This window comes from Achromobacter sp. UMC71 (assembly GCF_014170305.1).
Classification (GTDB): Bacteria; Pseudomonadota; Gammaproteobacteria; order Burkholderiales; family Burkholderiaceae_B; genus Achromobacter.
In genome coordinates this window covers 178,373-192,608 of record NZ_LZZT01000018.1, presented here as the reverse complement: position 1 = coordinate 192,608, position 14,236 = coordinate 178,373, and the positions used below count along the sequence as shown (strand labels likewise).

Sequence of the window (14,236 nt, the reverse complement as noted above, 5' to 3'; positions counted from 1 at the left end):
CAACTACGGCAAAAAACGGGGCTGAGACACCCGCCAACAAGCAAATTCCGCTGATTATGTCAGAGATACGGACCGCGGCAGACAAGCTCGCCCATATCGGGCCCGCCGTCAGTGTCTTCGGCAGTGCTCGAGTCAGCCGCAATTCCCCCCACTACGAAACCACCGTCGCCATTTCGGCCGCCCTGGCCGAGGCGGGTTTCGCAGTCATCGCGGGCGGCGGCCCCGGCATCATGGAAGCGGCCAACAAAGGCGCCTTCGAAAGTGGCGGCACCAGCATCGGGCTGAACATCAGCCTGCCCCACGAAGCGCACAACAACGAATACCAGACGATCAGCCTGTCGTTTGAATATTTCTTTTCCCGCAAGGCTACGTTTTTCATGCACAGCTTCGCCTACGTGGCGATGCCCGGCGGCTTTGGCACCCTGGACGAGCTCTTCGAAGCGTTGACGCTGATCCAGACCGGCAAGGTACCGCCCGCGCCCATCGTGCTGGTGGGCAGCGAATACTGGTCGGGCCTGGTCGAATGGCTGGGCGGCCAGGTATTGGCCAACGGCATGATCGGTGCGCACGACCTGGATCTTTTCATCATCGAAGACGATCCGCGCAAGGTCGTGCGCAAGGTGGTCGAGTTCCACCAGAAGGTCAACTCCGACGCGCAATACGCGCCGTCGCTGCCGGCCTGACCGAAGCAGCCCGGCAACCGGGGCGGCCCGACGGGGCCGCCTCCCGTCCCTTATTTACGCATGAACGACGGCAGCACGTCCGCCGGAATCGGGCAGACATAGGGCTGGCCGCGGCGCATGTCCAGCAGCTCGGCCTTGGCGCGCGCCAGCGCCTCGGGCTGGCGGTACAGGTCCGCGGCGGTCGCGGCGATGATCTTGGCGGCATGTACCATGCCTTTGTGCGCCAGCGACAGCTTGCCCTGCGCCACCATCTGCCACGAATGGAACGGCGTGCCATAGGCGTAGCACGCGCCCCAGCATTGCGCCGTGGGCGTCACCCAGCTGACGTCGCCGACGTCGGTCGACCCATAACTGATCTCGGTCTTGCCCGGCTCGTACGGCGCCACCCCGCTGAACAACGGCGTCGGGTTGCGCAGCACCGCGCCCAGGTTCTTGCCGGCATTGTCGATGTCGTCCGGAGAAATCGCGTCCCACATCCTGCGCGCGGCCTGCTGCTCGCCTTCGGTGTAGGCCGGCCCCTGCAATGCCTGCATATTGGCGTACATGACCTGGTTCAGGACGCCATTGGGGATGTAGTTCGAGCAGGCCTTGTCGAACACGATCTCCAGCTCGCAACCGGTCATCAGCGCGGCGCCGCGCGCCACGTTCTTGACGCGTTCGTAGAGCTCGGCCGCCTGCGAATTGATGGGTGCCCGCACCAGGTACAGCACCTCGGCGCGCGCCTGCACCACGTTGGGCGAAATGCCGCCACTGTTGGTCACCGCGTAGTGCACCCGAGCATCGGGCACCATGTGCTCGCGCAGGTAGTTCACACCGACGTTCATCAGTTCCACCGCGTCCAGCGCGCTGCGGCCCAGGTGCGGCGAATTGGCCGCATGCGCGGCCACGCCGCGAAAGCGGAAATACGCCTGGATATTGGCCAGCGACGACTGGTGGAAGATGCCGGTGTGCGAAGCCGGATGCCAGGTCAGCGCCGCGTCCAGATCGTCGAACAGCCCCGCGCGCGCCATGAAGGTCTTGCCCGACCCGCCCTCTTCGGCCGGACAGCCGTAGAAGCGGATCGTGCCGGGCAGGCCGTTGCTTTCCAGGAATTCCTTGACCGCTACCGCCGCGAAATGCGCGGCCGTCCCCAGTAGATGGTGGCCGCAGCCGTGGCCATTGCCGTTGGGTGTTTCCGGCGACGGCTGGCAGGCGAAGGCGCCGCTTTCCTGGCTCAGCCCCGACAGGGCGTCGTATTCACCCAGGATGCCGATCACCGGGCCGCCGGTGCCGGCTTCGGCCACGAAGGCCGTCGGAATGCCGGCCGCGTCGCGGGTGACGCGAAAGCCCGCCTCTTCCAGCATGGCGATGTGCAATTCAGCCGACTTGTGCTCGTCATAGCGCAGTTCGGCCAGGCTCCAGATGCGGTCGCTCAGTTCCGCATAGCGTTCGCTGCGCGCGTCGATGAACGGCGCAAGTTTGTCGATGGCTCCCATCGCGTCTCCCGTGGCAGGTTGTAGGATCTACAGGCGCCGGCCACGTTGCAAGGCCGGCGTAAAACCGGTTATTCGTCCAGCTTGATGCCGGCAGTTTCAATGATTTTCCGATTGGCGGCCAGCGTCTGCGCAATGCGCACGCCGAAGGCCTGCGGCGTGCCGATCAACGGCTCGGCGCCCAGGCCGGCCAGCCGCTGCACCAGCGCCGGATCCGCCAGCGCGCGCTGCGCCGCGCCATTGACCGTCTGAATCACCGCATCCGGCGTGCCGGCCGGCGCCACCAGGCCGAACCAGGTCTGGCCCAGCGCGTTCAATTGCGGATAGCCCAATTCGCCCAGCGTCGGCAATTGCGGCAGCCCGGCCAGCCGGGCGGGTGCCGATACGGCGATGGCACGCAGCTTGCCGGCCTTGAGCAGCGACTGGGCCGAGGCGTACTGGTCCTGCTGCACCTGCACCTCGCCGCCCACCGCGGCAGTCAGCGCCGGCCCCATGCCGCGATACGGCACGTGCAGCACCTCGACCTTCAGGTCGGCATTCATGGCGGCCAGATTCAGGTGGCCCAACGAACCTACGCCGGGCGAACCGAAGGAATACTTGCCCGGATGGGCGCGCAGTTCGGCCAGGAACTGCCCGAAGTCATTGGCCGGAAACGCCGGGTTCACCATCCACACCACCGGCACCGTCGCCACCGCGCCCACCGGTTTCAACTGCGTCGCCGGGTCGACCCGCTTGGTGCCGTACAGCAGCGGGTTCACCGCCATGGTGCTGACGGTGGCCATGCCCAGGGTGTAGCCGTCGGGCTCGGCCCGCGCCACCGCCTCGGTGCCGATCAGGCCGCCTGCGCCGGCGCGGTTCTCCACCACCACACTCTGGCCCAGTTCCTTGCGCAGGCCGTCGGCCACCGTGCGCGCCAGCACATCGGTCGATCCGCCGGGCGCGAACGGCACGATCAGCCGTATCGGCTGAGACGGATAGGCGGCCTGTCCAAGGGCCACGGAAGAAGCGCCGACAGCGGCGGCACAGACGACGGCATGCAACAGGCGAAACTTCATGGAACAGCCACTCCTAGGCTTCAGAACGGGAACGGAATCTCGCCATTCTGGGCAGGGCATATCCTTATTTCAAATACATTAATGCGTAGATATATTCATAGATTGAATAGCTCTATCCGGGCCTTTGCGTCCGGCCGCCATGGACGTTGCCCCCGCCACTCTGCTTTCCCGCCTGCTCGCCAAGGGACGCCTGCGTCATCTGCAACTGCTGGCCGGCGTGGCCGACCTGGGCAGCCTGCAGCAAGCCGCTGCCCAGATCGGCATGAGCCAGCCAGCCGCCACCCACGCCCTGGCCGACATCGAAGCGCTGCTCGGCATCCCCCTGTTCGAGCGCCACGCCCGCGGCATGCGCACCACCCGCGGCGGGCAGTTAATGGCCGAATGCGCGCGCGGCATGCTCACCACCCTGCGCGCGTCCACCAACTCGGTCGCCGCTCTGCGCGCCGGAGCCACGGGCAGCCTGCGCCTGGGCGCCATTCCCGCGGCCAGCGGCGGCCTGCTGGCCGAACGGCTGCCTGCGTACATGTTGGCCCACCCAGACCTGCACGTGGAGGTCCAGGAAGGCAGCCGCGAGCAACTGCTGCCGCTGGCAGCCGGCGGCAACCTGGACATGCTGCTGTGCCGGCGCCCGGAGGCCATGCCCGCCGGCCTGGAATTCGTGCCGCTGCAGCAGGATGCCGCCGTCATCGTAGCCACGCAGGGCCATCCCCTGCTGGCCGGCGACGCGCCCGCCACGCTCGCCCAGGTCGCCTCGCAGTTGTGGATCGAACCGCGCCCCGAACTGGCGATCCATGCGGTCTTCAGCGCGTTTTTCGAACGTGCGGGCATCGTGCCCAGGTTGTGCCGGCTGGCCAGCGCCGCGCCGCCCATGCCCTTGCTGATCGCCGTCATGCAGGCGCAGCAAGCCCTGGCCATGGTGCCGCTGACCCTGGCGGACTGGTACCTGCGCCACGGCCACTTCAAGCGGATACGGATCGATTCACCGGGCGCCTTCCAGCCCATCGGCGCCATCGTGCGCGACACGGGGCCAGGCCGGGAATTCCTGCAATGGCTGACGGACACGCCACCGCGCTGACCGGCGTCAGCGCATCGCGTGCACGATCGCTTCGCGCGCCAATTCAATGAAGCGGTCTTCGCCCGGCCGCGGCGGCAACAGGCGGAATTCGACGTCAGGCAAGGACGGCAGGCCGGGCACGTTGGCGCGGCCGATGCCGGGCGCCAGGGCCGACTCGTTCAGGCAGGCCACGCCCAGCCCCGCCGAAATCGCCAACTGCAGGCCGGCCACGCCTGAGGCCACGTGGGCCACCGAATACGGCACGGCACGGCGCGCCAACAGGCGCTCGGCATACTGGCGCAATGCGCAGGTCTCGGGCAACGCCAGCAGCGGCAACGGGTCGGCCTGCACGCCCGCCCCTTCGGCGGCCATCCACAGCAGCGACTCGCGCCGCAGCAACGGCCCTTGCGGACGCCCTTTCAGCTTGCCGCGCTCCAGGATCACCATCGAGATGCCCACGTCGATCTCGCCACGCTCGTAGGCCGCCTCGATCGTGCCGCTCTTCATGATCGTGACGTGCATGCGCACCTGCGGGTACTGCTCGTTCAAGCGTCGCAGCATGCGCGCCACGTCGCCCGGGCGGAAGTAATCGGTGATGCACAGCCGCAATTCGCCGCGCAGCGCCACGCCGCGCAGATCGCGATAGGCCGCCTCGCTCAGCGCCAGGATCGCGCGCGCATGCGCCAACAGCCGTTCACCGGCGGGCGTGGCGATCACCCCCGTCTTGCCGCGGATCAGCAGCGGCTGGCTAGCCCGTTCCTCCAGCTTGCGCATCTGCTCGCTGACGGACGACTGCGACAGGAACACCTTGGGCGCGGCGGCCGTCAGGCTACCCGCATCCAGCACGGCGACCAGGGTGCGCAACTGATCCAGATCGAATCCAGACATGGCCTATCCAACGGTTTATTCGATGGCTGAAATCGTAAATTCCCGCTTTTCCGATGTCAATCGACTTCCTACACTGGCTCCCATACCGTCACCCCCAGGAGCCCGTCATGCCTCACATCGTCATCCACGTTTCCGGTCACTCCGACCCCGCCATCAACCGCCGCATCGTCGACTCGGTCGCCGGCCTGACCCAGTCGGTGCTGGGCAAGAAGCTGCCGGTCATCGCCATCACCCTGCAGCACATCCCGCAAGACCTCTGGTTCATCGGCGGCCGGCCGCTATCCGAGGTGGGCAAGAACGCCTTCCATCTGGACATCAGCGTCACCGACGAGACCAACACCAAGGCCGAGAAGGCGCGCTACATCGAGGAGGTCTACGCGTCCTTCGGCAAGATCCTGGGCGAACTGCACGAGTGCTCGTACGTGCACGTGATCGACGCGCGCGCGGCCGCCTATGGCTACGGCGGCAAAACGCAGGAGTATCGGCACCAGCACGTCTGAATGTAGACCCCCGCTTTACCGAGCACCCATGAAAAAAAGCCGTACACCCCAAGGGGCGTACGACTTTTTTTGCTGCCATCGCGGACGGGGCGTGACACCCCGCTTGCGCTTAGACGGCGGATTCGCGCGCGGCGCGCTTGCGCTCGTTTTCCAGCAGATAGCGCTTGCGCAGACGGATCGACTTGGGCGTGATTTCGACCAGTTCGTCGTCGTCGATGAATTCCACGGCATATTCCAGCGACATCTGAATCGGCGGAACCAGGCGCACGGCTTCGTCGGTGCCCGAGGCGCGCACGTTGGTCAGCTGCTTGCCCTTGATCGGGTTCACGACCAGGTCGTTGTCGCGGCTGTGGATACCGATGATCATGCCTTCGTACAGCGCATCACCCGGGTTGACGAACATGCGGCCGCGATCCTGCAGCTTCCACAGGGCGTAGGCCACGGCATCGCCGTTGTCCTGGCTGATCAGCACGCCGTTGCGGCGCTCGCCGATCGAGCCTTCCTTGACGGGCGCGTATTCGTGGAAGATGTGGCTCATCAGGCCCGTGCCGCGCGTCAGCGTCAGGAACTCGTTCTGGAAGCCGATCAGGCCACGGGCCGGGATCAGGTATTCCAGGCGGGTGCGGCCACGGCCGTCCGGCTGCATGTCCTGCAAGTCGCCCTTGCGGCGGCCCAGCTCTTCCATCACGCCGCCCTGGTGGGCGTCTTCCACGTCGATGGTCAGGGATTCAAACGGCTCGCACTTCACGCCGTCGATTTCCTTGAACACCACGCGCGGACGCGACACGGCCAGCTCGTAGCCTTCGCGGCGCATCGTTTCCAGCAGAATGGTCAGATGCAGTTCGCCACGACCCGACACTTCGAACACCGTGTCGTCACCCGTGTCGCGCACACGCAGCGCCACGTTGGACTTCAGTTCGCGATCCAGGCGGTCGCGCACTTGGCGGCTGGTCACGAACTTGCCTTCGCGGCCGGCCAGCGGCGACGTGTTCACCATGAAGTTCATGGTCAGGGTCGGTTCGTCGATGCGCAGCATCGGCAGGGCTTCCTGCGTGGCCACGTCGGTCACGGTGCAGCCGATACCCAGTTCTTCGATGCCGTTGATCAGCACGATGTCGCCGGCTTCGGCTTCGTCCACCACGACACGCTCCAGGCCGTGGAACTTCAGGACCTGGTTGATGCGGCCGCGGCCGCCCTGGCCGTCAGGGCCGAATTTGTAGGCCACTTCCATGCCGGGGCGCATGCGGCCACGGTTGATGCGGCCCACGCCGATCTTGCCGACGTAGCTGTTGTAGTCCAGCGAGATGATTTGCATCTGCAGCGGACCATTGGGATCGTCGTCGCGCTGCGGCACGTGTTCGAGAATGGCTTCGAACAGCGGCCGCATGTTGCCTTCGCGCACGTCCGGGGTCAGGCCGGCGTAGCCCGACAGGCCCGAGGCGTACACCACCGGGAAGTCCAGCTGCTCTTCAGTCGCGCCCAGCTTGTCGAACAGGTCGAACGTGGCGTTGATGACGAAGTCGGTACGGGCGCCCGGGCGGTCCACCTTGTTGACCACGACGATCGGCTTCAGGCCCAGGGCCAGCGCCTTGCGGGTCACGAAGATGGTCTGCGGCATCGGGCCTTCAACGGCGTCAACCAGCAGCAGCACGCCGTCGACCATGGACAGCACGCGTTCGACTTCGCCGCCGAAGTCCGCGTGTCCCGGGGTGTCGACGATGTTGATGTGCGTGCCTTCGTATTCAACGGCACAGTTCTTGGCCAGAATCGTGATGCCGCGTTCTTTTTCCAGGTCGTTCGAGTCCATGACCCGTTCGGTCAGCGCCTGGTTTTCGCGGAAGGTGCCGGATTGGCGCAGCAGCTGGTCGACCAGGGTGGTTTTACCGTGGTCCACGTGGGCGATGATGGCGACGTTGCGCAAGGCGCGAGTCATAGCGAGTCCTTTAAGGTCAGGGTGGAGGGCAGCAAGCCCTCCGGCAATTCGTTCAGTGCAAGCAATGCCTGCTTCGGGTCTGGCATCGCCTGCAAGGCATCCAGCGCAACGGCGCGTTCCAGAGAAAAAGGCCCGACGTGCGTGCGCCGCAGCGCCGCCAGGTGGGCGTAACAGCCCAGCGCGCGCCCGATGTCCTGGGCCAGCGTCCGGATGTATGTGCCTTTACTGCAAGCCACATCGATCTCTGCCTGCGTCCCGTTCAGGGACAGCAGCTCGATGCGGTAAATCGTAATCTGCCGCGGCGCCCGCTCCAGCTCGATGCCGGCCCGGGCGTATTCGTACAACGGCTTGCCGTCGCGCTTGAGCGCCGAATACATGGGCGGAATCTGCTCGATCGTGCCCGAGAAACGTGACAGCGCTTCGCGCAAGGCCTGTTCCTCGACCACGAAGCCAGGCTCGGCGGTGGACACCACGTTGCCGGTCAGGTCGCCGGAATCGGTTTCTTCGCCAAATTGCAGCGTAGCGCGATATGCCTTGTCGGCGTTCAGCATCGCGCCGGAAATCTTGGTCGCCCGGCCCATGCAGCACACCAGCAAGCCGGTGGCAAAGGGGTCCAGCGTACCGGTATGGCCGGCTTTCGCCGCGTCCATGGCACGTTTTGCGCGTTGCAATGCGTGATTACTCGACAAACCTACGGGTTTGTCGAGCAACAGCACACCGTCGAGCGCAAGCCCGCGTCGTTTAGCCATCGTCGGAATCCGGAAATTAAAGCAGTGACGACAGCCCGATCAGGACTGGTCTTCAGGTTCGTCGGGCACGCCCGAGTGCGGGCCGGGCCGATTTGCGCGGTCGATGAGGATCGACATCTCGATGCCACGGGCGATCTGCTCGTCGTGGAAGAAGCGCAATGTGGGGACAGTATGGATGTGCAACAGCTTGTACAGCTGGGAATGCAGCCAGCCGGCCTTCTCGTTCAGCAAGGTGGTCGCGGCTTCGGGCTCAGCGCCCAACACCGTGAAATACACCTTGGCATGCGCGTAGTCGGTCGACAGTTCCACACCAGAGAGCGTGATCAGTCCCGCGCGAGTCGTGTCGATCTCGCGCTGGATGATCCCGGCCAGATCCTTCTGGATCTGGTCGGCCAGCCGCAAATTGCGGCCGGGGATGGCTTTGGACTTGTGACGGCTCATTAGAAATAATGCCTCGCGACGCCTTACAGCGTACGCGCGATTTCCTTGATTTCAAAGACTTCCAGCTGGTCACCCACCTGGATGTCGTTGTTGCCGCGCAGCGTAAGACCGCAATCGAAGCCCGATTTGACTTCCTTGACGTCGTCCTTGAAGCGGCGCAGCGATTCGAGATGCCCCGTCCAGTGAACCACGTTGTTGCGCAGCAGGCGAACCTGGGAATCGCGGCGCACAATGCCATCGAGCACCATGCAACCGGCGATGTTGCCGAGACGCGAGATGCTGTAGACCTCGCGGATCTCGACCAGGCCGATGATTTCTTCTTTCTTCTCGGGTGCCAGCATGCCCGACATGGCTGCCTTCACTTCATCCACGGCGTCATAGATGATGTTGTAGTAGCGCACGTCGATGCCGTTGTTCTCGGCCAGCTTCTTGGCGCTGGCTTCGGCACGCACGTTGAACCCGATGACGACCGCGTTCGAGGCGATGGCCAGGTTGATGTCCGTTTCAGAGATGCCGCCCACGGCCGCGTGCACCACTTGCACACGGACTTCGTCGGTCGACAGCTTGACCAGCGACTGCACCAGCGCTTCCTGCGAACCCTGCACGTCGGTCTTGACGATCAAGGTCAGGGTCTGCGTGCCTTCGCCCAGGTTGTCGAACATGGACTCGAGCTTGGCGGCCTGCTGGCGAGCCAGCTTGACGTCGCGGAACTTGCCCTGGCGGAACAGCGCGATTTCGCGCGCCTTGCGCTCGTCGGACAGTGCCATCAGCTCGTCACCGGCGGCCGGCACTTCGGTCAGGCCCTGGATTTCGACGGGGATCGACGGACCGGCCGATTGGATCGGCTTGCCGTTTTCGTCGAGCATGGCGCGCACGCGGCCGAAGCTCGCGCCGGCCAGCACCACGTCGCCGCGCTTGAGCGTACCGCTCTGCACCAGGATCGTGGCGACCGGGCCGCGGCCCTTGTCCAGGCGGGCTTCGATGACCAGGCCCTTGGCGGGCGCGTCTTCGGGAGCCTTCAGTTCCAGCACTTCGGCTTGCAGCAGCACGTTTTCGAGCAGCGCGTCGATGCCTTCGCCGCTCTTGGCGGACACCCCCACGAACGGCACGTCGCCGCCGTATTCTTCCGGCACCACTTGCTCGGCAACCAGTTCCTGCTTCACGCGGTCGGGGTTGGCCGAGGGCTTGTCGATCTTGGTGATGGCAACCACCATAGGCACGCCGGCAGCCTTCGCATGGTGGATGGCTTCACGCGTTTGCGGCATCACGCCGTCGTCGGCGGCCACCACCAGGATGACGATGTCGGTCGCCTTGGCGCCGCGGGCACGCATGGCGGTGAACGCCTCGTGGCCCGGGGTGTCAAGGAAGGTCACCATGCCGCGTTCGGTCTGAACGTGGTAGGCGCCGATGTGCTGGGTAATGCCGCCGGCTTCGCCCGCGGCAACCTTGGCGCGGCGGATGTAATCCAGCAGCGAGGTCTTGCCGTGGTCGACGTGGCCCATGACGGTCACGACCGGAGCGCGCGGCAGCTGTTCGGCTTCCGACACGGTGGCGGTTTCGTCCAGGAAGGCTTCCGGATCATCCAGCTTGGCGGCGATCGCCACGTGGCCCAGTTCCTCGACCACGATCATGGCCGTTTCCTGGTCCAGCACCTGGTTGATGGTGACCATCTGGCCCAGCTTCATCAATTGCTTGATGACCTCGGCGGCCTTGACGGACATCTTGTGGGCCAGGTCGGCCACGCTGATGGTTTCCGGCACGTGGACTTCACGTGCGATGAACTCTTGCGGTGCCGGCTCGTTGCGGCGGTCGTTCTGCTGGTTGCGGCCACCGCGGCCGCCGCCCTTGCCACCGCCCTTGCCGCCCGCACGCCAGCCGTCACGGCTGGCCGGAGCCGCCGGCTTGTCGGCCGGCTTCTTGCGCGAGGCGTCATCCGACCAGGTCGAAGCCACTTCGGCCGTCTTGATGGTCTTCTTGGCGCCGGGGGCGGCGGGCTTGGCGTCCTTCTTGGCGCCAGGCGCGGCACCGGGCTTGCCGGCCGGCTTGTGCAGCGTGCCCGAAATCGGGGCTGCGGGAGCGGCGGCGGGCGCTTCCGGTTCCGGGGCGCGCAGCACCTTGCGCGGGCGGTTCAGCATCTCGCGCAGGGCAGCGGCTTCCGCCTCGGCGGCGCGGCGGGCCTCGTCGCGGCCAGCGCCAGTGGCGGAGGCGGCAAGCGGGGGACCCGCGCGGCGGTTGTCGGCGCGGTTGCCAACCTTGGCGGCGGGCGCGGCGGCTTCGACCGGCTTGGCGGCGGATTTAACGGATTCGGACTTCGCGGCAGGCTGAGCCTGGGCGACAGGCGCGGGGGCCTGGGAGGAAGATGGTTCGGACGTATTAGCTAGCACAACGGGTTCCGGCTTGGCTTCTTCAGCCTTGGGCTCGGTGGATTCAGTCTTGACTTCGGGCTTGGCCACATCGGCCACGGGCTCGGCAGGAGCGGGCGCCGGCGTCGGTTCGGGTTCAGGCTGTGCCTGGACTTCCGGGGCTTGCGCCTCGACGGGGGCGGGCACTTCGGCCGCGACGGATTCAACAGGCGCGGCCGCTTCTACCGGCGCGGGCGCTTCAACAGCAACGGGCGTTTCCACCGGGGCGGGGGCCGGAGCCTCTGCCTGAACGGGCGCGGTTTCGCGCGGCTCGACCGGGGCCGGAGCCTCGGACACGGCCGGCACCGACACCTGCTGCGATTCTTCGACGGCCGCTTCGTCTTCGGCGCGAGCGCCAGCGGCCTGTTCCAGGGCGATTTCGGAGGGATCACGCTTGACGAACACGCGCTTCTTGCGAACCTCGACCTGGATGGTGCGCGAGCGGCCGGTGGCGTCAGCCTGCCGGATCTCGGAGGTTTGGCGGCGCGTCAGGGTGATCTTCTTGCCTTCGGTCGCGCCATGAGCGCGACGCAGCGATTCGAGCAATTTCGCCTTGTCGCTGTCGGTGACGGAATCGTCAACCGATTTGAGGTCAACGCCAGCCGAGCGCAGCTGATCCAGCAGCACATTGGCAGGCATTTTCAGCTCGGTAGCGAACTGGGCGACGGTGTTACTCGACATTAGGCTCTCTCTTCCCTATATGCAGCTATTACAAACAACGTGAACTTGCAGCGGATATGACGGCCATCCGCCGCAGACCCGTGTCCTTTTGGTTATTCTTCGTCGAACCAATGGGCGCGGGCACGCATGATGAGGTCGCTGGCTTCCTGCTCGGTCACGCCGGCGATTTCCGCCAGTTCGTCCGTTGCCAATTCGGCCAGATCATCACGCGTATGCACTTGACGCTCGGCCAGCTTGGCGGCCAGTTCCTGCGTCATGCCTTCGAGTTCAAGCAAATCCTGTGCGGTTTCAAGGCGCTCTTCCTGGGCGATGGCCTCGGTCAGCAGCGCATTGCGGGCACGGGCGCGCAACTCGTTGATGGTGTCTTCGTCAAACGCCTCGATTTCCAGCAGTTCCTGCATGGGCACGTAGGCGATTTCCTCGATACCGGTGAAACCCTCGTCGATCAGGATGTCGGCGACTTCCTCATCAACGTCCAGCTTGTTCATGAACGTGGCGCGCAGGCCCGAACGCTCGACTTCCTGGCGATTCAGGCTTTCTTCCGGCGTCATGATGTTGATCTGCCAGCCGGTCAGCTCGGAAGCCAGGCGCACGTTCTGTCCCTTGGCACCGATGGCCTTGGGCAGGTTTTCTTCGTCCACCACGACGTCCATCGCGTGCTTGTCTTCGTCCACCACGATGGATTCGACGTTGGCGGGCGCCAGGGCGCCGATGACGAATTGTGCGGGATCTTCCGACCACAGCACGATATCGACCTGTTCGCCGCCCAACTCGTTGCGCACGGCGGTTACGCGCGAACCGCGCATGCCCACGCAGGTGCCGATCGGGTCGATACGCTTATCGTATGCCACCACGGCGATCTTGGCACGCACGCCGGCATCGCGAGCCGCCGCCTTGATCTCGAGCAGGCCCTGCTCGATCTCGGGCACTTCGTTCTCGAACAGCTGGCGGATGAACTCGGGCGAGGTGCGCGACAGGATCACTTGCTGGCCGCGGGCGGCGTGGTCGACGCGCAACACGAAGGCGCGGACACGGTCGGCGACCCGCAGGTTTTCCTTCGGGATCATTTCGGAACGCGGCAGGCGCGCTTCGATCTTGCCCGTTTCGATGATGGCGTCGCCCTTGTCCATGCGCTTGATCGTGCCGGACACGATGGTTTCGCCACGGTCCAGGAAGTCGTTCAGCACCTGTTCGCGCTCGGCGTCGCGGATCTTCTGCAGGATAGCCTGCTTGGCCGCCTGGGCGCCGATACGGCCGAATTCGATGGGCTCGAGCGGCTCTTCGATGTATTCGCCTTCCTGGATGCCAGGGACGATTTCGATCGCGTCGGACAGCATTTCCTGCTTGTCCGGCTCTTGCAGGCCCGCTTCGTCCGGCACCACCAGCCAGCGGCGGAAGCCTTCGTGGTCACCGGTTTCACGATCGATGGCGACACGAATGTCCGCATCATCCTTGAAGCGCTTTTTCATGGCCGAGGCCAGCGCACTTTCAAGTGCCCCGAAAACGACATCACGCGTGACGTTCTTTTCACGCGCCAAGGCATCGACCAACAGAAGAATTTCGCGACTCATCGCTTTTTGCCCTTGAAATCCAGAACGGGATCCAGTTTTGCACGCTCGATATCATCGACCGTGAAATTCAACACCTGGACTTCGTTCTTTTTTGCCTCAAATTCGAGACCGAACACGGTCTTGTGCATACCAGCCGCGGCATCCGGGGCTGCGGGCTCGCCCTCGGGCACGGTCAACGTGCCGGAGAAGACTTTGCGCCCGTCCAATGCCTCGCGCAGCTTGATCTCGATGCGCTCGCCTGCGAAACGGCGGAATTCGGCCTCGTTGCGCAGCGGGCGGTCAATGCCCGGCGAACCGACTTCCAACCGCTTGTAGTCGACATTCTCGACCTCGTACACCCGCGACAATTGGCGGGACACCTGCTCGCAGTCTTCGATGCGCACACCGCCGACCCGATCGATCGTGACGCGCAAAAGGCCCAGCGCGGCACGCTCGACGTCGACGAGTTCGACACCCATGCCGGCAAGAGCCTCTTCGGTCAATGCGAATAAATCAGCCATATACTCAAAAAAAATGGGCTGTACGCCCAGCCCACCGTATTGCACAGTGCCCAGCCGCCACCCTACTGCACGTAAGGAGCAATGCTGGGCAGTGCCCTATATTGCGACCTAAAATTTCGGCTTGCGTCGACTGGGTTGCGTCAACCTAGGCTTGCATCCACCTGCAATGCACCCGCCTTGACAACCCCCACCGGCACACCCGCCCGCTCCGCATAACCTTCCGTACCCCAATACCTGTATGAAGAAACAGGCGGCCTAAGCAAAAGCCAAGGCGGCAAGGGCAAGAACGCGAAGCCATGAAAACCAT

General features: G+C 64.9%; 12 protein-coding genes. 3 read left to right on the top strand and 9 right to left on the bottom strand.

The genetic code is table 11. The features are described from left to right. Nucleotides 1–56 precede the first annotated feature (56 nt). Entirely contained in the window at nucleotides 57–683 is a 627-nt protein-coding gene (locus A9974_RS10090) for a TIGR00730 family Rossman fold protein (RefSeq protein ID WP_183003953.1), read from the top strand. Nucleotides 684–733: 50 nt separating this feature from the next. Here the strand turns inward: A9974_RS10090 and A9974_RS10085 are convergent, their stop codons facing one another. Together A9974_RS10085 and A9974_RS10080 are read right to left on the bottom strand one after the other, a co-directional pair. Next, nucleotides 734–2,158: a M20 family metallopeptidase gene (locus A9974_RS10085; protein ID WP_183003952.1), complete on the bottom strand. Its 1,425-nt coding sequence runs from the start codon at nucleotides 2,156–2,158 to the stop codon at nucleotides 734–736. Between the two features lie 68 nt (nucleotides 2,159–2,226). Further along, nucleotides 2,227–3,210: a tripartite tricarboxylate transporter substrate binding protein gene (locus A9974_RS10080; protein WP_183003951.1), complete on the bottom strand. Its 984-nt coding sequence runs from the start codon at nucleotides 3,208–3,210 to the stop codon at nucleotides 2,227–2,229. Between the two features lie 139 nt (nucleotides 3,211–3,349). Between A9974_RS10080 and A9974_RS10075 the strand changes: the two genes are divergently transcribed. Next, a complete protein-coding gene (locus A9974_RS10075; protein WP_183003950.1) occupies nucleotides 3,350–4,285 on the top strand; it encodes a LysR family transcriptional regulator in 936 nt (311 codons plus the stop codon). 6 nt (nucleotides 4,286–4,291) lie between these two features. Here the strand turns inward: A9974_RS10075 and A9974_RS10070 are convergent, their stop codons facing one another. After that, entirely contained in the window at nucleotides 4,292–5,152 is an 861-nt protein-coding gene (locus A9974_RS10070; RefSeq protein ID WP_183003949.1) for a LysR family transcriptional regulator, read from the bottom strand. A 107-nt stretch (nucleotides 5,153–5,259) separates the two neighbouring features. Between A9974_RS10070 and A9974_RS10065 the strand changes: the two genes are divergently transcribed. After that, complete coding sequence (locus A9974_RS10065) at nucleotides 5,260–5,652, top strand: 4-oxalocrotonate tautomerase (RefSeq protein ID WP_183003948.1); 393 nt, start codon at nucleotides 5,260–5,262, stop codon at nucleotides 5,650–5,652. A 109-nt stretch (nucleotides 5,653–5,761) separates the two neighbouring features. On the opposite strand, the gene typA is transcribed toward A9974_RS10065, so the two are convergent. The 6 genes from typA to rimP all read right to left on the bottom strand — a co-directional run bounded on the left by typA (nucleotide 5,762) and on the right by rimP (nucleotide 13,929). After that, nucleotides 5,762–7,585 carry a translational GTPase TypA gene (gene typA / locus A9974_RS10060; protein WP_183003947.1) on the bottom strand — a complete coding sequence of 608 codons (1,824 nt, stop codon included), beginning with the start codon at nucleotides 7,583–7,585 and terminating at the stop codon, nucleotides 5,762–5,764. Further along, on the bottom strand, nucleotides 7,582–8,334 hold the full coding sequence (gene truB, locus A9974_RS10055) for a tRNA pseudouridine(55) synthase TruB (RefSeq protein WP_183003946.1): 753 nt from the start codon (nucleotides 8,332–8,334) through the stop codon (nucleotides 7,582–7,584). The genes typA and truB overlap by 4 nt, the downstream gene beginning before the upstream one ends. 39 nt (nucleotides 8,335–8,373) lie before the next feature. Beyond that, nucleotides 8,374–8,775 (bottom strand): 30S ribosome-binding factor RbfA, encoded by a 402-nt coding sequence (gene rbfA, locus A9974_RS10050; protein WP_025140228.1) that lies wholly within the window; start codon nucleotides 8,773–8,775, stop codon nucleotides 8,374–8,376. 23 nt (nucleotides 8,776–8,798) lie between these two features. Continuing rightward, nucleotides 8,799–11,858: a translation initiation factor IF-2 gene (infB, locus tag A9974_RS10045; RefSeq protein WP_183003945.1), complete on the bottom strand. Its 3,060-nt coding sequence runs from the start codon at nucleotides 11,856–11,858 to the stop codon at nucleotides 8,799–8,801. 92 nt (nucleotides 11,859–11,950) lie between these two features. After that, nucleotides 11,951–13,429, bottom strand: coding sequence for a transcription termination factor NusA (gene nusA, locus A9974_RS10040; protein ID WP_183003944.1), 1,479 nt, complete (start codon nucleotides 13,427–13,429; stop codon nucleotides 11,951–11,953). Continuing rightward, complete coding sequence (gene rimP, locus A9974_RS10035; RefSeq protein WP_183003943.1) at nucleotides 13,426–13,929, bottom strand: ribosome maturation factor RimP; 504 nt, start codon at nucleotides 13,927–13,929, stop codon at nucleotides 13,426–13,428. Before rimP ends, nusA begins: the two co-directional genes overlap by 4 nt. Nucleotides 13,930–14,236: the final 307 nt, after the last annotated feature.